We start from the raw sequence: 18,476 nt of genomic DNA on the forward strand, positions 1-18,476 counted from the left end.
TGGAGCCCTCGGGGCCCGGCTGTTCCGGAACCGGGACATCGGGGATGGAGCGGATGCCCGGAGCGTGACGCGAGCCGCTATCGCCTCCCCGGAGAACGGGAAGAACCGGGGAACGGGAACCACCCGGAGATCCGCGTACCCGATGGACCGGGGAAAGGAGAAGAGGCGGTACGGATTCGGGAAAGGGAAGCCGGGCGAAGCGGAGAGCGCGGAGAAAAGGGGCCGATTCTGTGGAGATTCGCGGCGCCCGGACCGTCGGGCCGCCGTATTGCGGCTCGGGCCCGGTGCGTCGGCCGGACCCGTGCCGTGGCCGCCTGGTCAGCGCCGGTGGCTGCTGCCGCCCCTGCCGTGCCGCGGGGTGGTGACGATGGCGCCCGAGGGACCGTCCCGCTCGGCGCGCTCCTTGTCCTCCTGCTCCTCCTGCTTCTTCTGCCACGTCGCGAACTGCTCGCGCGAGGACTCCCGCTCCGCCTGGGTCTGGTTCTCGGCCGCCCGCCGCATCTCGCCGATGCGGTCGCCCAGCGCATCCATGTAGGTCGGCGTCGCGATGGCGTCCTTCATGCCGATCCGCCCGGAGAGCACTTCCTTGGCCATCTCCTGGAGCTTGCCGCCCACGTTGGGGTTGTCCGCCAGGGTCTTCAGCGCCTTGCGCAGCCGGTGCGCCTGCTCCGGATCCTGGGCGACGTCCATCAGGTCCTCGTCCTGGATCTGCCGCTCGTTGTTCATGTTGCCCCCTAGAACGTGTGGCACAGCAACCGCGTGTGCGGCACCGGCGTCACGAGTCTAATGACGGGTATGAACAGGACGTCAAGGCGGGGTTGTCGCTATTCCCTGCTATTGATCCGCATTCCTTCCGCACCTCGTGGTCCGGCCGCTTCGCACGGGAGTTGAGGGTCATTGCGGGTGTGCTAGACCTGTGCCGATGTCCGGCAGGTCGCTGCCATTCAATTCGGGGAGAAAAGATGTCCGATGAAGTCCGGGTCGGTACCGAGGAGCTGCACAAGCTCGGTTCGATCTTTGAGAAATACGCGGACGATCTGGCACGGCAGTTGACGGCATTCCGCCGGACGTCGGACGCCGGGGCATTGCGCGACGGTTTCGGCGACCCGGAGGCGGCCCGTCCGCACGTGGAGCTGTACGAGCAGGCCGAGCGCGCCCTGGGCCAGCTGCAGCAGCGGCTGGCCGAGGTCGGCGTCGGCGTCAAGCGGAGCGCCGCATCGACGCAGACGGTCGAGGAAGAGCTGGCCGAGATGATCAGGGGTGTCCAGTGACCCAGCGGCGCAATCCGGAGGCCCTGCACGAAGCGGCGGCGGGCTGGCGGGACATGGGCAGCCACCTCGACGGTCTGGTCAGGGAGCTTGACCGGCACGTCGGCAGCGCGGCAGCCGCCGACTGGCACGGTCCGGCGGGCGAGGCATTCGCCGCGGACTGGCACCGGCTGAAGCGGTCGGTGGACGAATCGCTGCCGGTCTTCACGCTGGCCGCCGCCGACCTGGAGACCGCCGCGGCGGCGCCGTCCACCGGCACCCCGCAGGACGGCGCTCCGCACGACGAAGCCCAAGCCGCACCGCCGGTGGACAACTCCGGTGGCGCGCAGTCGTCCGGCCGTGACATGGCCTACGGGTTCATGGCGCTCGGCCAGCTCGCCAACTCCCTGGGCGGGGCGTTCGGCAAGCGCGGCGGTGGTGGCGGAGGCCAGGGCCAACGGCCGCCCACGAAGGGCGAATGGGCCACATCGACCGCGCCGACGGGGCCCGACCCGTTCGGGCCAGGCGCCGCCACCGAGCGGCGGCCGAGCGGCGGCACGGGCATCGCCAAGGGCGTACGGACCGGCGAGGAGACGGCCGCGGCCGAAGCCCGGGGCACGGAGACCGAGCCGGAACGACAGCCCGCCACCGGAGGCGGCGAGGCTGGCGACGGAAAGACCGGCGACGGCAAGGCACGCGGCGACGGCGAGGCCGGTGAAGGAAAGGCCGACGGCGGCAAGCCCGAAGCCCCCGCACCGGCGGCCGATGGGCGGCCCGTACCCGACGTCGGCAGGCACGGCGCCTTCGGCTGACGGCCGGGCCCGCGCACCGCGGCCACCCGCCACAACGGCGGGTCACCCGCCACAACGGCGGGTCACCCACCACAACGGCGGTGGGGCGCCCCTCTTCAAGAGGGACGCCCCACCGCCGTTGTCCGTACCGACTACCGCCGTATCAGCGGCTGTTGGCCGGCAGCCAGCCCGTCTGGACCAGCTGCGCACCGCGCTTACGCGTGACGAAGGTGCCTCGTCCCGGCGTCAGGCTCTGGCCCTTGATGTTGCCCATCAGCGGGCCCTCACCCGGATCGGCGGACAGGATCAGACCCTGCGCGCCCAGCTCCTTGGTGCGCTGCATGACCGGCTCGAACGAGGACCGCCCCGCGCCCGACGAGCTGCGCGCCAGGATCAGGCGCAGACCGAGGTCACGGGCGAACGGCAGGTACTCCAGGAGCGGCTGCAGCGGGTTGCCGCTGCTCGTCGCCACCAGGTCGTAGTCGTCCACGATCACGAACGCGTCCGGCAGGTCGTACCAGCTGCGGTTGCGCAGCTGCTCGGGCGTGACGTCAGGGCCCGGCATGCGGCGTCCCAGCGAACCGGCGAGACCGGTGATGACCTCCTGCAACTGCGGCCCCGCTGCGCAGTACTTGTACAGGTGGCTCTCCGGCACCTCGCCGAGCAGCGCGCGGCGGTAGTCGGAGACCACCATCAGCGCCTTGTCCGACGGGTACCGCTCGGCGATCTGCTTGGTCAGCAGGCGCAGCAGCGACGACTTGCCGGACTCGCTCTCGCCGTAGATGACCAGGAGCGGGTCGGTCTCGAAGTCGATGAAGGCAGGCGAGAGCGTGGTCTCGTCGACGCCGATCGCGATGCCGTGCTCCGGGAAGTCGCTGCCCTTGGGCAGCTCGTTCGCGTACAGCATCGTCGGCAGCATCCGCACCTTCGGGGCGGGCTCGCCCGTCCAGTGCTCCTTGACCGTCTGCACCAGATTCGCCATGCCGTCGCTGAGCGTCTCCGGGTCGCTGTCGTTGTCGAGGCGTGGCAGCGCGGCGAGGTAGTCCAGCTTCTCCGGGGACAGACCGCGGCCCGGCTTGCCCATCGGGACGTTCTCCGCGCGCTTGCGGTCGAACTCCGACTCCATCGGGTCGCCCAGGCGCAGCTCGACGCGGTTGAGGAGCTGGTCGCGCAGCGCGGGACGGACCTCGGTGTAGCGCGAGCCGCCGATGATGAGGTGGATACCGAATCCGAGACCCCGTCCGGCGATGTCCAGGATCACCGGGTCGAGCTGCTCGTAGTCGGTCTTGAACGTCGCCCATCCGTCGATGATGAGGAAGACGTCGCCCCACTTCTGGTCGGGGAAGGCGCCCGCGTTGCGCCGCTGGCGGTAGGTCGCGATGGAGTCGATGTTGTTCTGCCGGAAGAACTCCTCACGCTCGTTGAGGATGCCGACGACCTCAGCGACCGTACGGCGGACCTTCTCCGCGTCCAGACGCGAGGCGACGCCGCCGATGTGCGGCAGGTCCTCCATGGCGAGCATGCCGCCGCCGCCGAAGTCCAGGCAGTAGAACTGCACCTCGACCGGGGTGTGGGTGAGCGCGAACGCCGCGATGGCGGACCGGATCAGCGTGGACTTGCCGGACTGCGGACCGCCGACGACCAGGCCGTGACCGGCACCGGCGGAGAAGTCCAGGTACATCACGTCACGCCGCTGCTCGAACGGCTTGTCCACCAGCGCGACCGGCACGACGAGCTTGCCGAGCGCCGTGTACTCCGGCGCGTGCACGCCCCGTTCGGGTGTGGTGGCCAGCGCGGGCAGCAGCTGGTTGACCGTCGGCGACTCCTCCAGCGGGGGCAGCCACACCTGGTGGGCGGGCGGGCCCTGGCCCTGCATCCGCTGCACGATGACGTCCAGCACGGTGTCGGCCAGCGCGTCGTCCTGCTGCGGGGCCTCCGGTTCCACCGGAGTCGGGTCCTCGATGATCTGCTCGACGACCGGGGCCGCCGTGAACGGCACCGGCAGCCGGTTCGTCCGGCTGCCACCGCCGCCACCGCCGGCACCCGGGCCGTGGTAGGCACCCGACACGTACGCGGCCTTGAACTGCACCATCGTCTCGGTGTCGTACTTGAGGATGCCGGAGCCCGGCACGTTCGGCAGGTGGTACGCGTCCGGCACACCGATCGCGGTACGCGACTCGGCAGCCGAGAAGGTGCGCAGACCCAGGCGGTAGGACAGGAAGGTGTCCAGGCCGCGCAGCTTGCCCTCTTCCAGACGCTGCGAGGCGAGCAGCATGTGCACACCCATCGAACGGCCGATCCGGCCGATCTGGATGAACATCTCGATGAAGTCCGGCTTGGCGGTCAGCAGCTCGGAGAACTCGTCGAGCACCATCACCAGCGACGGCAGCGGGTCCAGCGGGGCGCCCGCGGCACGCGCCTTCTCGTAGTCGGTGATGTTGGCGTAGTTGCCCGCCGAGCGCAGCAGCTCCTGGCGGCGCTGGAGTTCACCGGTGATCGAGTCGCGCATGCGGTCGATCAGGCTGACGTCCTCACCGAGGTTGGTGATGACCGCGGCGACGTGCGGCATCTCCGACATACCCGTGAAGGTGGCGCCACCCTTGAAGTCCGCGAGGATGAAGTTCAGCGTCTCGGACGAGTGGGTGACCGCCAGGGCCAGCACCAGGGTGCGCAGCACCTCGGACTTACCCGAACCGGTCGCACCGACACACAGGCCGTGCGGGCCCATGCCCTCCTGCGACGCCTCCTTGATGTCGAGCATGACGGGCTGGCCGTCCTTGTCGACACCGATCGGCACCCGCAGGCGCTCGTGCAGCGTCCGCGGGCGCCACGTGCGCTGCACGTCGACGGAGCCGGCGTCGCCGATGTTCATCAGGTCGGTGAAGTCCAGGTTGGACAGCAGCGGTTCCTCGCCGTCCGCGCCCGAACCGGCCCGCAGCGGGGCCAGCTGGCGGGCCAGCGCCTCCGCCTCGGGGATCGACAGGGTGTCGCAGACCCCCTGGTAGACCGCGCCGCTCGCCGACTCCAGCACCAGCTTGTCCGGCCACACCTGGACCGCGAGACCACCGCGGATCTCGTCCAGGTCACCCGGCACGACCTCGATGATGGTGACGCCCTGAAGCCCCTCGGCGCCGGCGATGACCGAGTCCATCGGCACGTCACCGGCGTCCAGCACGATCACCACGTGCGGGGTGTCGGTCACCGGAGTGCCCTGCGGGTTGAAGCGCCCGCGGCCGTCCAGCTCGTCGGCCAGCATCTCCTCGATCTCACCGAGGTCGCCGACGACCAGACGGCGGCTGCCCGCACCGTCGGTGGTCTTGTCCTGGACGTGCGGCAGCCACTTCGTCCACTCCCACTCCGCCTGCGCGCCCGGCGAGGCGACGACCGCCACCACCAGGTCCTCGGGGGAGTGCAGCGTGCACAGCTGGGCGACCATCGCGCGGGAACTGGCGTAGACCGTGTCCGGGTCACCGGAGACGGTCAGGTGGTAGAAGGCGCGCAGCGAGACCGCGAGCGGCAGGTTCTCCAAATGCCCGTGCTTGTCGAGGAATTCCTTCATCGCGTGCGCGGTCAGCGGCTCCAGTTCGTCGACCGGCGCGGTCTCCGGAGCCTTCAGCGGGGTGGCCAGTTGCTGCGGACCGAGTCCCAGGCGTACCTGCGCGAAGTCCGGATCGCTCGCCCGGCGTTCCCAGACGCGCTTGCCCTCCGCCACCACGGACCACAACTGACCCGGATCGGGGTGCGTGAAAAGCTGCGCGTCACGCTGTTTGCGTGCGGTACGCCGTACCTCTTTCCGTTTCTGCGCGAGGTACTTGAGGTAATCCTGGCGTTCCTGCAGCATTTGCCCGGAGGGCCCCTGCCTGGCTTTGACGATCTGTACGATCGCCATGGCCAGAGTGGAAACCACCATGACGCCACCCATGATCTTCATGAACGGCTGGCCGCCCATGAATAGGAAAGCGGCGGAAGACCCCATGCCCATCATGGGCATGAACATCATCAGGATGTTCTCCTGTTCCCCTTCCCGGGGAAGTTCAGGAGGTGCCTCCAGCGTCACCTCCTCACCGGCGACTTCAGGTGGCAGCGCGCGGGGCGGGCGCTTGACGATGACAACGCTCACCGAGGCATCAGTCCTTCATGCATCTCGCAGTCTCGGACCGCCCCCGTTGGATTCGACGGTCCCCCGAGCCAAGTCCTTGGCCCGACGCAGGCGTTGATCCTACTGTTAAGCGTCAAGTTTCGGGGTGGGTGGGGCAAGCCCCGAATCGGGCGGTACGCTGACGCACCGCGAGCGTGCCGCGACGCCGTGAAAACGGGCTCGAAAGCGTCTCCGTATATGCCTTCATATATACGCCACGCCCGCGACAAACCGCCCAACGGATAGGGGGAACCGCCAGGTGAGCACGACCACAGGCACCGGCTTCTGCCGGGTCACAGTCGCCGCGCCGGACGCACGGATCGATGTGGCACTGCCCGAGGACGTCGCACTCGTCGACATTTACCCGGAGATCCTGCGACTCTCCGGCCAGTCCCAGGCGGAGGGCGCCCCGACCGGCTACCACCTCGTACGCCGCGACGGCACGGTACTTGACGCAGGCCAGTCGCTCGCGCAACAGCAGATCCTGGACGGCGACCTCCTCCTGCTGAAGCCGTTCGCCGAGTCGCTGCCGCTGCCGGTCTTCGACGACGTGTCCGACGCCGTCGCCTCCGCGGTCAAGCAGAACCGCAACCGCTGGAGCGACGACCTCATGCACTACGTCGGCCTCACCGCCGGCGTGCTGCTGCTCGTCATGATGGCCTTCGCGCTCTGGTTCTCGAACCCGGTCGACCGCGACATGCACCGCCTGCCCGGCATCATCGCCGGTGTCGTCGGCATCGTCCTGGTCGCCGTCTCCGGCGTCCGCGCCCGGGTCTATGACGACCACGGTTCCTCCATCGCGCTGGGCCTCGCCTCGCTGCCGCACCTGCTGCTCGCCGGCTCCGGCATCTTCCCCGTCGAGGCAGGATCAGGACCCGGCCGGCTGCACCTCCTCGTCGGCTGCGTGACCGTACTGATCGCCTCCGTCCTGCTGGTGGTGCTGCTGCCGCGCGGCGACGCCCCCTTCGTGGCCGCGGCCTTCCTGTCGGCCATCGGCACCCTCGCCGTCTTCGCCGCGATCCTCACCGATGCCGCCCCCATAGAGGTCGCCGCGGTCACCGCCGCCGTCGCCATCGCCCTGGTCGCCTGGCTCCCCGGACTCTCCGCACGCTTCGCCCGGCTGCCCATCGGCTACAAGTCGCCCGACCAGATCGCCAAGGGCTCCTACGAGGGTGAGCGCCCCGAGAGCGAGTCGGTCGACTTCGTCAAGATCGGCAACCAGGCCCGCCGCGGCCACGAACTGCTGCTCGGCCTGGTCGCCGGCTGCTCCGCCCTGGTCGTCGGCTCGGCCGGAGTGGTCCTCGGCTTCTCCGACAACAGCTGGGCCCAGCTGATGGCGCTGGCCGCCGGCATCACGATCATGCTCCGCGCCCGGCTCTTCGACTACACCGCGCAGGTCGCCTGCCTGACCATCGCCGGCATCCTCACCGTCGTGCTGCTCGTCCTGGGGGTCGCGCTGCACCCGCCGGTCGACGCCCTCGTCGAGCTGGCCCGCTTCGGTGACTCAGGACCGCTGAACATCCGCACCGTCTGGTTCTCCAGCAGCATCGCGGCCGGCGCCGCCCTGCTCGTCGGCGTGGGCCTGATCGTCCCGCGCAAGGGCGTCACCCCCTTCTGGGGCCGGATCTTCGACATCTTCGACGGCCTGGTCCTGCTGTCCCTGGTACCCCTGTGCCTGGCGGTGCTCGACATCTACGCCACGGTGCGCGGGCTGACCGGAAACTAGCTCCCGCACCCCTGCCGACGGCCCCCCGATCACCCGATCGGGGGGCCGTCGCCAGCTGGTACGCTGTGTGACGGTCCTGTCGAGTCATCAAGATTCCCTGTGAAGCAAATCCAGGGACGCTCACGGGCCGTACACACACCGAGGAGTACCGCGTGTCGCTCGACGCCGCTACGAAGAAGCAGATCATGACCGAGTTCGCCACCAAGGAAGGTGACACCGGTTCCCCCGAGGTCCAGGTGGCGATGCTTTCCCGTCGCATCTCGGACCTGACCGAGCACCTCAAGACCCACAAGCACGACCACCACTCCCGCCGTGGTCTGCTGCTGCTGGTCGGCCAGCGCCGCCGCCTGCTGCAGTACCTGGCGAAGAAGGACATCACGCGCTTCCGTGCGCTGGTCGAGCGCCTCGGCATCCGCCGCGGCGCGGCGGGCGCCAAGTAAGACGCCGTGAAGGGAGCGGTTCCCACCGGGGGCCGCTCCCTTTGCCGTATGCACCGGACAGTGACGTCACCGCGAGGTCGACGGAAGCTTTGTAGTCTGGTTTCACAACGCAAAAAGCGAACGAGGTGGAGCGCCCCCTGGCCGCCGGTCCTCGGTAGTGGCCCCCGGATGCCCACGGGAAACCGTGCGACAGCACTCCGGGAGCTTCGATCGAAGACCGGCCCGCACCGGCGCTCCGCCGACGAAGGTCCCCTGCCACACGGGCAGCGGACGCTGACGAGGAGATTTTCTTGGTGGAGAACGAGACCCACTACGCCGAAGCCGTCATCGACAACGGCTCCTTCGGCACCCGCACCATCCGCTTCGAGACGGGCCGCCTGGCCAAGCAGGCCGCCGGCTCCGCCGTCGCGTACCTGGACGACGACACCATGGTGCTGTCGGCCACGTCCGCTTCGAAGAAGCCCAAGGACCAGCTCGACTTCTTCCCCCTCACGGTGGACGTCGAGGAGCGGATGTACGCAGCCGGCAAGATCCCCGGCTCCTTCTTCCGTCGTGAGGGCCGGCCCTCCGAGGACGCGATCCTCACCTGCCGCCTGATCGACCGGCCGCTGCGCCCCTCCTTCAAGAAGGGCCTGCGCAACGAGATCCAGATCGTCGAGACGATCATGGCGCTCAACCCCGACCACCTCTACGACGTGGTCGCCATCAACGCCGCCTCCTGCTCCACGCAGCTGGCCGGCCTGCCCTTCTCCGGCCCGATCGGCGGCACCCGTGTCGCCCTGATCAACGGCCAGTGGGTCGCCTTCCCGACCCACACCGAGCTGGAGAACGCCGTCTTCGACATGGTCGTGGCCGGCCGCGTCCTCCCGGACGGCGACGTCGCGATCATGATGGTCGAGGCCGAGGCAACCGAGAAGACCATCCAGCTGGTCAAGGACGGCGCCGAGGCCCCGACCGAAGAGGTCGTCGCCGCCGGTCTGGAAGCCGCCAAGCCCTTCATCAAGGTGCTGTGCAAGGCCCAGTCGGACCTCGCCGCCAAGGCTGCCAAGCCCACCGGTGAGTTCCCGGTCTTCCTCGACTACCAGGACGACGTCCTGGAGGCGCTGACCGCCGCCGTCAAGGGTGAGCTCGCCAAGGCGCTCACCATCGCCGGCAAGCAGGAGCGCGAAGCCGAGCTGGACCGCATCAAGGAGATCGCCGCCGACAAGCTGCTCCCGCAGTTCGAGGGCCGCGAGAAGGAGATCTCCGGTGCCTACCGCGCGCTGACCAAGAAGCTGGTCCGCGAGCGCGTCATCAAGGACAAGGTCCGCATCGACGGCCGCGGCGTCACGGACATCCGTACGCTCGCCGCCGAGGTCGAGGCGATCCCGCGGGTGCACGGCTCGGCGCTGTTCGAGCGCGGCGAGACCCAGATCCTGGGTGTCACCACCCTCAACATGCTCCGCATGGAGCAGCAGCTGGACACCCTTTCCCCGGTGACCCGCAAGCGCTACATGCACAACTACAACTTCCCGCCGTACTCCGTCGGTGAGACCGGCCGCGTGGGCTCGCCCAAGCGCCGCGAGATCGGCCATGGCGCGCTCGCCGAGCGCGCCATCGTGCCGGTGCTGCCGACCCGCGAGGAGTTCCCCTACGCGATCCGCCAGGTCTCCGAGGCGCTGGGCTCCAACGGCTCGACGTCCATGGGCTCGGTCTGCGCCTCCACCATGTCGCTGCTGAACGCCGGTGTGCCCCTCAAGGCCCCGGTCGCCGGTATCGCCATGGGCCTGATCTCCCAGGAGATCGACGGCCAGACCCACTACGTCGCCCTCACCGACATCCTCGGTGCGGAGGACGCCTTCGGCGACATGGACTTCAAGGTCGCCGGCACCAAGCAGTTCGTGACCGCGCTCCAGCTCGACACCAAGCTCGACGGCATCCCCGCCTCGGTCCTGGCCGCCGCGCTGAAGCAGGCCCGTGACGCGCGTCTGCACATCCTGGACGTCATGAACGAGGCCATCGACGTCCCGGACGAGATGTCCCCGAACGCCCCGCGGATCATCACCGTCAAGATCCCGGTGGACAAGATCGGTGAGGTCATCGGCCCCAAGGGCAAGATGATCAACCAGATCCAGGAGGACACCGGCGCCGACATCACGATCGAGGACGACGGCACCATCTACATCGGTGCCGCCGACGGCCCGGCCGCCGAGGCCGCCCGCGCCACGATCAACGGCATCGCCAACCCGACCATGCCGGAGGTCGGCGAGCGCTACCTGGGCACCGTCGTGAAGACGACGACCTTCGGTGCGTTCGTGTCCCTGCTCCCGGGCAAGGACGGCCTGCTGCACATCTCGCAGATCCGCAAGCTCGCCGGTGGCAAGCGCGTGGAGAACGTCGAGGACGTGCTCGCGGTCGGCGCCAAGGTGCAGGTCGAGATCGCCGAGATCGACCAGCGCGGCAAGCTCTCCCTGATCCCCGTGATCGAGGGCGAGGACGGCGACGCCGACAAGAAGGACGACGCCGACAAGTGACGTCCCGTACGCACACGACGACGGCCCGCACCTCTTCGGAGGGGCGGGCCGTCGCCCGTACCCAAACCCTCCTCAAGGGCGAGAACGGCGCCGGCACGGTCCGCAGGACGACCCTGCCCGGCGGCCTGCGCGTCGTCACCGAGACCCTGCCCACCGTCCGCTCGGTCAGCTTCGGCATCTGGGCCCACGTCGGCTCCCGCGACGAGACCCCGTCCCTCAACGGCGCCACCCACTACCTGGAACACCTGCTCTTCAAGGGCACCGAGCGGCGCAGCGCGCTGGACATATCCGCCGCGATCGACGCCGTCGGCGGCGAGATGAACGCCTTCACCGCGAAGGAATACACCTGCTACTACGCGCGGGTACTCGACGCCGACCTGCCGCTCGCCATCGACGTGGTCTGCGACATGCTCACCGGCTCGCTGATCGAGCCCGATGACGTCGAAGCCGAGCGCGGGGTCATCCTCGAAGAGATCGCGATGACCGAGGACGACGCGGGCGACTGCGTGCACGACCTGTTCGCGCACACCATGCTCGGCGACACCCCGCTCGGCCGCCCGGTCCTGGGCACCGTCGACACCGTCAACGCCCTCACCCCGGCCCGCATCCGCCGCTTCTACAAGAAGCACTACGACCCCACGCACCTCGTCGTCACCGCCGCGGGCAACGTCGACCACGCCAAGGTCGTCCGCCTGGTCCGCCGCGCCTTCGAGAAGGCCGGCGCACTCGGCGGCACGGACGCCGTCCCGAGCGTCCCCCGCGCCGGGGCCCGCACCCTGCGGGCCGGTGGCCGCGTCGACCACCTCAACCGCAAGTCCGAGCAGGCCCACGTCATCCTCGGCGTGCCCGGCATGTCCCGGACCGACGACCGGCGTTGGGCGCTGGGAGTCCTGAACACCGCCCTGGGCGGCGGGATGAGTTCCCGTCTCTTCCAGGAGGTCCGCGAGAAGCGCGGCCTGGCCTACAGCGTGTACTCGTACACCTCGGGCTTCGCCGACTGCGGCCTTTTCGGCGTCTACGCGGGCTGCCGCCCCAACCAGGTGCAGGACGTCCTCAAGATCTGCCGCGACCAGCTCGACCAGGTGGCGGCCGACGGCCTCACCGACGACGAGATCCGCCGCGCGATCGGCCAGCTCCGGGGCTCCACCGTCCTCGGCCTGGAGGACTCCGGGGCCCTGATGCACCGCATCGGCAAGAGCGAGCTGTGCTGGGGCACGCAGCTGTCGGTCGATGACATGCTCGAACGGATAGCCGCGGTCACCCCCGACGACGTACGCGAGGTGGCCCGCGACGTACTGGGCCGACGTCCCTCGCTGTCCGTCATCGGCCCGCTGAAGGACCGGCAGGCGGACCGGCTGCACGAAGCCGTCGCATAGACACGCCCCGCCGCACCACACAGAGAGAGCTGACACGATGAGCAAGCTGCGCGTGGCCGTACTCGGCGCCAAGGGCCGCATCGGCTCCGAGGCCGTCAAAGCCGTCGAAGCCGCCGACGACATGGAACTGGTCGCCGCACTCGGCAGCGGGGACAAGCTGGAGACGCTGACCGAGGCCGGCGCCCAGGTCGCCGTCGAGCTGACCCACCCCGGCGCCGTCATGGGCAACCTCGACTTCTGCGTGCGCCACGGCATCCACGGCGTGGTCGGCACGACCGGCTGGACCGACGAACGCCTCGCGCAGCTGCGCACCTCGCTCGCCGCCTCCCCGGAGACCGGCGTGCTCATCGCGCCGAACTTCTCCATCGGCGCGGTGCTGACCATGACCTTCGCCCAACAGGCCGCCAGGTTCTTCGAGTCGGCCGAGGTCATCGAGCTGCACCACCCCAACAAGGCCGACGCACCGTCCGGCACGGCGACCCGCACCGCCCAGCTGATCGCCGCGGCCCGCGCGGAAGCCGGCTGCGCCGATCAGCCGGACGCCACCAGCACCGCGCTGGACGGCGCCCGCGGCGCGGACGTCGACGGCATCCCCGTCCACTCCGTACGGCTGCGCGGTCTGCTGGCGCACCAGGAGGTGCTGCTCGGCGGGGTGGGGGAGACCCTCACCATCCGCCACGACTCCCTGCACCACAGCAGCTTCATGCCGGGCATCCTGCTCGGTGTGCGGCGCGTGGTGTCCACCCCGGGCCTGACGGTGGGCCTGGAACACTTCCTCGATCTGGGCTGAGCGGCATGGGCGGAAAGATCACTTACTTCTTCCTCGCGGCCGTGCTGGTGCTGGTCTTCGGCGTGGTGGCGATGGAGGGCGTGCTGCTCCTGCTGACCGGTGAGCCGGCCGCCATGGGCATGGGCGCGGTGGCCTTCGTGCTGCCGGTCATCGGCGCCTGGTTCCTCTGGCACAACACCCGCTTCGCCCGTAGCGCCCACCGGCTCGCCCGCGAGATGGAGGCGGAGGCGGGCCCGGCCACCGAGGAGCCGCGACGCACCCCGGGCGGCCGGATCGACCGGGACGCGGCCGACGCGATCTTCGCCGAGCGGCAGGCCGAGACGGAGGACGCCCCGGGCGACTGGCGTGCCTGGTTCCGGCTGGCCGTCGCCTACCACGACGCGCGGGACACCCCGCGGGCCCGCAAGGCCATGCAGCGCGCCATCACGCTGCGCGACAGCGCACCGGCGGACGTCTGAAGCGGCGGCTCACCGGGACCTGAACGACGGCGCCGGCCGGGGAGTGGATCCCCGGCCGGCGCCGTCGTTCAGGATGAGGCCGCTCTAGGAGCGGTACTCCGCGGCCCACGCCTCCAGGACGTCGGCCGCCCGCTCGAAGGCTTCGGGACGGGACAGGAAGTCGCCGTTGTGGTCGGTGATCAGTACCCGCCGACCGTCGCCAGGGCCGCGGTGGAGTACCAGGGCCTGTCCCTGCACCGTCCGCGGCAGCCCCAGCCAGCGCACCGGCTGCTGGACCGTCCGCAGCGAGGTGACCGCGCTCCAGGGCTCCGTCGTCGTGCCGAGCAGACCGGCCTGCCGCAGGCCGGCCGCGCTCACCCACACCCCCACGCGCAGCAACCGCAACGCGACCGCGATCACGAGCAGCGCCACGGCCCCGCAGACCACGGCGCCGACCGGCGAACCGGCCATCGCGATGATCATCGTGGAGAACAGGACGAACGAGGCGAGCAGCAGAAACACCGCCGCCGTCCCCACGCGCCACGGTCCTGGGCGGTAGGGACGGCGCCAGCGGTCGGGCTCGTCATGCGGCAGCGGCGTCGGGTCCGCCGTACGGTCGTCGACATCGAGGTCGCGGTCGGCCGTCAGGAAGGGCAGGGGCACGGCTGATCCTCACTCATGGGCACGCTGATGAAAGCTGTGACCGGTGAGGCTATCGGCAGCGCTCGGGCGGAACCACTCCGCGGCCCGCAACAGGCGACGCGGTCAGCGGTGCGCGGCCTCGGACTGATGCGTGCCGCTGCTGCCCGTACCGTCCTGCTGGAGGGCGGGCAGGCCGAACAGCAGCGAGCCTGCCAGGCCGCCCACGACGGTCAGAGTGATCAGGGATCGGCCGGCGAGCTGGGCGAAGGACGCGCGCTCGCGCGGAGGGGGAGTGACATTGCTGCGGAACCGGTCTGCCTCGGCAACGAAGGCGAACGGGACGGGCTCTCGCCGGCGGAACATGAGCGGGCTCTCCTAGGAACCTCGAAGTGGGCGCTTTCACAGAGAGAGACGACTGTGGCGTCCGATTGGTGCCCGTTTCCAGCAACTTCTGTGAAAAATATCTACCGCCGTGCCCAGCCCAGGCGTCAGACGTCCGTTCTGTGCGGTACGCGGCATCACGACGGATTTCCGGCTTCCCCGGCTGTCAGTGGCGGGCCGTAGGCTGGGCGCCGCACGAGGATCGAACGGAAGGAACCGCCGGTGTCCCACACCCCCGCCGAGAGCACCCAGAGCCCTGAGAGTCCTGACGGCGCAGCCGCCGGCTTCCGGAGCGAGGTGACGGTAGAGCTGGTCAAGCACAGCGCGGCGGACAGCGACGTGCTGTGGGCGGCCCGCGTCTCCACGGCCGGCGAGCAGTCCCTGGAGGAGCTGAAGAAGGACCCGGAGCGCTCCAAGGGCCTGATCAACTACCTGATGCGGGACCGGCACGGCAGCCCCTTCGAGCACAACTCCATGACGTTCTTCATCAGCGCCCCGATCTTCGTGTTCCGCGAGTTCATGCGGCACCGCGTCGGCTGGTCGTACAACGAGGAGTCCGGCCGCTACCGTCAGCTGGAGCCGGTCTTCTACGTACCCGGCGAGTCCCGCAAGCTGGTCCAGCAGGGTCGCCCCGGCAAGTACGAATTCGTCGATGGCACCGCCGCGCAGCACGAACTGACCGGCCGCGTCATGGAGGACAGCTACCGCCAGGCGTACGCCGCGTACCAGGAGATGCTCGCCGCCGGCGTCGCCCGCGAGGTCGCCCGCGCGGTCCTCCCGGTCGGCCTGTTCTCCTCCATGTACGCGACCTGCAACGCCCGTTCCCTGATGCACTTCCTGGGCCTGCGGACGCAGCACGAGCAGGCGGCCGTGCCGTCCTTCCCGCAGCGCGAGATCGAGATGGTCGGCGAGCAGATGGAGGCCCACTGGGCCGAGCTCATGCCGCTCACGTACGGCGCATTCAACGCCAACGGCCGCGTCGCGCCGTAAAGCGCAGGCGGGCGGCGGTGCGCGGCACCGCCAGGGACGTACGTGCGAAGTGTCCGTATTGCAGCATTTTGCGAAGTTCATCTACGCTGAAGAAACGGACCCGGCACTGCTTGAACCCCCGAGCAGGCAGTGCCGGAGTCCACATCCTTGCTCCCCGGAGACACATGCTGAGGTGAGCTACGAGTAGCGTGGACCCTATGGCTCCGACTTCCACACCGCAGACCCCCTTCGGGCGGGTGCTGACCGCCATGATCACGCCGTTCACGGCGGATGGCGCCCTCGACCTCGACGGCGCGCAGCGGCTCGCCGCCCATCTGGTGGACGCCGGCAACGACGGACTCGTCGTCAACGGCACCACCGGAGAGTCCCCGACCACAGGCGATGCGGAGAAAGCCCAGCTCGTCCGCGCCGTGGTCGATGCGGTCGGAGACCGCGCCTTTGTCGTCGCCGGAGCCGGCACCAACGACACCCGCCACAGCGTCGAACTGGCCCGCGCGGCCCAGGACGCCGGCGCCCACGGCCTGCTCGCGGTGACGCCGTACTACAGCAAGCCGCCCCAGGAAGGACTCCTGAGGCACTTCACGGCCATCGCCGATGCCACCGAGCTGCCCGTCATGCTCTACGACATCCCCGGCCGCAGCGGCGTCCCGATCAACACCGAGACCATCGTCCGGCTCGCCGAGCACCCGCGGATCGTCGCGAACAAGGACGCCAAGGGCGACCTGGGACGCGCCAGTTGGGCCATCGCCCGCTCCGGCCTGGCCTGGTACAGCGGCGACGACATGCTCAACCTCCCGCTGCTCTCGGTCGGTGCCGTCGGCTTCGTCTCGGTCGTCGGCCACGTCGTCACCCCGGAGCTGCGCGCCCTGCTGGACGCCCATCTCGCCGGCGACGTCAGCAAGGCCACCGAGATCCACCAGAAGCTGCTGCCGGTCTTCACCGGGATGTTCCGTACGCAGGGCGTCATCACCACCAAGGCGGCACTCGGCCTCCAGGGCCTGCCCGCCGGCCCGCTGCGCCTGCCGCTGGTGGACCTGGCCCCCGAAGAGACCGAGCAGCTCACGCGCGATCTCGCCGCAGGCGGGGTACAGCTCTAGGCACAGACTTCACAACTGAACACGGCCAAACAACCGCCACACAGCAAGTGCACGAATGTCATGCGCGCCACGTGCCTCGACGGCAGCGTGGCGCGCGTGGTGAGGAGAGTCTTTTGAGTCATCCGCATCCCGAGCTCGGCGCTCCGCCGAAGCTCCCCAAGGGCGGCCTGCGCGTCACCCCCCTTGGCGGCCTGGGTGAAATCGGCCGCAACATGACGGTCTTCGAGTACGGCGGCCGGCTGCTGATCGTCGACTGCGGAGTGCTCTTCCCCGAGGAGGAGCAGCCCGGAATCGACCTGATCCTGCCGGACTTCACGTCCATCAGGGACCGGCTCGACGACATCGACGGCATCGTGCTCACGCACGGCCACGAAGACCACATCGGCGGCGTCCCCTATCTCCTGCGCGAGAAGCCGGACATCCCGCTCATCGGCTCCAAGCTGACCCTCGCCCTGATCGAGGCGAAGCTCCAGGAGCACCGGATCCGCCCCTACACCCTTGAGGTGAAGGAAGGCCACACCGAGCGGATCGGCTCCTTCGACTGCGAGTTCGTCGCGGTCAACCACTCCATCCCGGACGCGCTGGCCGTCGCCATCCGCACCCCCGCCGGCATGGTGGTGCACACCGGCGACTTCAAGATGGACCAGCTGCCGCTGGACCGCCGGCTGACCGACCTGCCGGCCTTCGCGCGGCTCGGCGAGGAAGGCATCGACCTTCTCCTCACCGACTCGACCAACGCCGAGGTCCCCGGCTTCGTGCCGCCCGAGCGGGACATCTCCAACGTCCTGCGCACGGTCTTCGCGAACGCCCAGAAGCGCATCATCGTGGCCAGCTTCGCCAGCCACGTGCACCGCATCCAGCAGATCCTCGACGCGGCACACGAGTACGGCCGCCGCGTCGCGTTCGTCGGCCGCTCGATGGTCCGCAACATGGGCATCGCCCGTGAACTCGGCTACCTCAAGGTGCCCGCCGGCCTGGTCGTCGACGTCAAGACCCTCGACGACCTGCCCGACGACGAGGTCGTGCTGGTCTGCACGGGATCCCAGGGCGAGCCGATGGCGGCCCTCTCCCGGATGGCGAACCGTGACCACCAGATCCGGATCGTCCCGGGCGACACGGTCATCCTGGCCTCGTCCCTCATCCCGGGCAACGAGAACGCGGTCTACCGCGTGATCAACGGCCTGACCCGCTGGGGCGCCGACGTCGTCCACAAGGGCAACGCCAAGGTCCACGTCTCGGGCCACGCCTCGGCCGGCGAGCTGCTGTACTTCTACAACATCTGCAAGCCGAAGAACCTCATGCCGGTACACGGCGAATGGCGCCACTTGCGGGCCAACGCCGAACTGGGTGCGCTGACCGGCGTACCGAAGGACCGGATCGTGATCGCCGAGGACGGCGTCGTGGTCGACCTGGTCAAGGGTGTCGCCAAGATCGTGGGCAAGGTCCAGGCGGGCTACGTCTACGTCGATGGCCTTTCGGTCGGCGACGTCACCGAGACCCACCTCAAGGACCGCCGCATCCTGGGCGACGAAGGCATCATCTCGGTCTTCGTGGTCGTGGACAGCACCACCGGCAAGATCGTCGGCGGTCCGCATCTACAGGCCCGCGGTTCCGGTATCGACGACGCGGCCTTCTCGGCCGTGATCCCGAAGATCGACGAAGCCCTGGCCAAGTCGGCCCAGGACGGCGTCGTCGAGCCCCACCAGCTCCAGCAGCTGATCCGCCGCTCGGTCGGCAAGTGGGTGTCGGACAACTACCGTCGGCGCCCGATGATCCTTCCCGTGGTCGTCGAGGTCTGACGCACGGAGCCTCAGGCACTGCGCACCTGGAGCGGGGGGGGGGGGGGGGGGGGGGGGGGGGGCGCGCGCCCCCGGCGCTGTGAGCTTACCACGGACCGCTCGGGGCCCC

At 69.5% G+C, this 18,476-nt stretch carries 15 protein-coding genes; 11 read left to right on the top strand and 4 right to left on the bottom strand.

Features of this window, described 5'->3' with window-relative positions:
• Window positions 1-318 precede the first annotated feature (318 nt).
• Window positions 319-726, bottom strand: coding sequence for a hypothetical protein (locus ACGFNI_RS29385; protein WP_393687705.1), 408 nt, complete (start codon window positions 724-726; stop codon window positions 319-321).
• 236 nt (window positions 727-962) lie between these two features.
• On the opposite strand from ACGFNI_RS29385, the gene ACGFNI_RS29390 reads away from it, so the two are divergent.
• Complete coding sequence (locus ACGFNI_RS29390; RefSeq protein ID WP_393687706.1) at window positions 963-1,271, top strand: hypothetical protein; 309 nt, start codon at window positions 963-965, stop codon at window positions 1,269-1,271.
• On the top strand, window positions 1,268-2,059 hold the full coding sequence (locus ACGFNI_RS29395; RefSeq protein WP_393687708.1) for a WXG100 family type VII secretion target: 792 nt from the start codon (window positions 1,268-1,270) through the stop codon (window positions 2,057-2,059). Before ACGFNI_RS29390 ends, ACGFNI_RS29395 begins: the two co-directional genes overlap by 4 nt.
• Window positions 2,060-2,201: 142 nt before the next feature.
• Here ACGFNI_RS29395 and eccCa read toward each other — a convergent pair whose 3' ends face one another.
• Window positions 2,202-6,158, bottom strand: coding sequence for a type VII secretion protein EccCa (eccCa, locus tag ACGFNI_RS29400; RefSeq protein ID WP_393687710.1), 3,957 nt, complete (start codon window positions 6,156-6,158; stop codon window positions 2,202-2,204).
• Between the two features lie 277 nt (window positions 6,159-6,435).
• Here eccCa and eccD point away from each other — a divergent pair, with 277 nt between their 5' ends.
• The 6 genes from eccD to ACGFNI_RS29430 all read left to right on the top strand — a co-directional run bounded on the left by eccD (window position 6,436) and on the right by ACGFNI_RS29430 (window position 13,479).
• Complete coding sequence (gene eccD, locus ACGFNI_RS29405) at window positions 6,436-7,902, top strand: type VII secretion integral membrane protein EccD (protein ID WP_393687712.1); 1,467 nt, start codon at window positions 6,436-6,438, stop codon at window positions 7,900-7,902.
• Window positions 7,903-8,054: 152 nt separating this feature from the next.
• Entirely contained in the window at window positions 8,055-8,342 is a 288-nt protein-coding gene (gene rpsO / locus ACGFNI_RS29410) for a 30S ribosomal protein S15 (protein ID WP_030991941.1), read from the top strand.
• Window positions 8,343-8,635: 293 nt separating this feature from the next.
• Window positions 8,636-10,855, top strand: coding sequence for a polyribonucleotide nucleotidyltransferase (locus ACGFNI_RS29415; protein ID WP_393687738.1), 2,220 nt, complete (start codon window positions 8,636-8,638; stop codon window positions 10,853-10,855).
• Window positions 10,852-12,231, top strand: a complete 1,380-nt coding sequence (locus tag ACGFNI_RS29420; RefSeq protein WP_393687714.1) for a M16 family metallopeptidase — start codon at window positions 10,852-10,854, stop codon at window positions 12,229-12,231. Before ACGFNI_RS29415 ends, ACGFNI_RS29420 begins: the two co-directional genes overlap by 4 nt.
• Before the next feature lie 37 nt (window positions 12,232-12,268).
• Window positions 12,269-13,021 (top strand): 4-hydroxy-tetrahydrodipicolinate reductase, encoded by a 753-nt coding sequence (gene dapB / locus ACGFNI_RS29425; protein ID WP_393687716.1) that lies wholly within the window; start codon window positions 12,269-12,271, stop codon window positions 13,019-13,021.
• 5 nt (window positions 13,022-13,026) lie between these two features.
• Window positions 13,027-13,479, top strand: a complete 453-nt coding sequence (locus ACGFNI_RS29430; protein WP_393687717.1) for a hypothetical protein — start codon at window positions 13,027-13,029, stop codon at window positions 13,477-13,479.
• 84 nt (window positions 13,480-13,563) lie between these two features.
• On the opposite strand, the gene ACGFNI_RS29435 is transcribed toward ACGFNI_RS29430, so the two are convergent.
• Together ACGFNI_RS29435 and ACGFNI_RS29440 are read right to left on the bottom strand one after the other, a co-directional pair.
• Window positions 13,564-14,121, bottom strand: coding sequence for a hypothetical protein (locus tag ACGFNI_RS29435; protein ID WP_393687719.1), 558 nt, complete (start codon window positions 14,119-14,121; stop codon window positions 13,564-13,566).
• Window positions 14,122-14,223: 102 nt separating this feature from the next.
• On the bottom strand, window positions 14,224-14,463 hold the full coding sequence (locus tag ACGFNI_RS29440) for a hypothetical protein (RefSeq protein ID WP_393687721.1): 240 nt from the start codon (window positions 14,461-14,463) through the stop codon (window positions 14,224-14,226).
• Between the two features lie 240 nt (window positions 14,464-14,703).
• On the opposite strand from ACGFNI_RS29440, the gene thyX reads away from it, so the two are divergent.
• From thyX to ACGFNI_RS29455, 3 genes are all read left to right on the top strand, one after another.
• The gene (gene thyX, locus ACGFNI_RS29445; protein ID WP_393687723.1) at window positions 14,704-15,471 is read left to right on the top strand and encodes an FAD-dependent thymidylate synthase; all 768 of its coding nucleotides are present in this window, start codon (window positions 14,704-14,706) and stop codon (window positions 15,469-15,471) included.
• A gap of 197 nt (window positions 15,472-15,668) precedes the next feature.
• Complete coding sequence (gene dapA / locus ACGFNI_RS29450; RefSeq protein WP_227047812.1) at window positions 15,669-16,568, top strand: 4-hydroxy-tetrahydrodipicolinate synthase; 900 nt, start codon at window positions 15,669-15,671, stop codon at window positions 16,566-16,568.
• 113 nt (window positions 16,569-16,681) lie between these two features.
• Window positions 16,682-18,367 (top strand): ribonuclease J, encoded by a 1,686-nt coding sequence (locus tag ACGFNI_RS29455; RefSeq protein ID WP_393687725.1) that lies wholly within the window; start codon window positions 16,682-16,684, stop codon window positions 18,365-18,367.
• Window positions 18,368-18,476: the final 109 nt, after the last annotated feature.

The sequence above is a fragment of the Streptomyces sp. NPDC048644 genome, assembly GCF_043199105.1.
GTDB lineage: Bacteria > Actinomycetota > Actinomycetes > Streptomycetales > Streptomycetaceae > Streptomyces.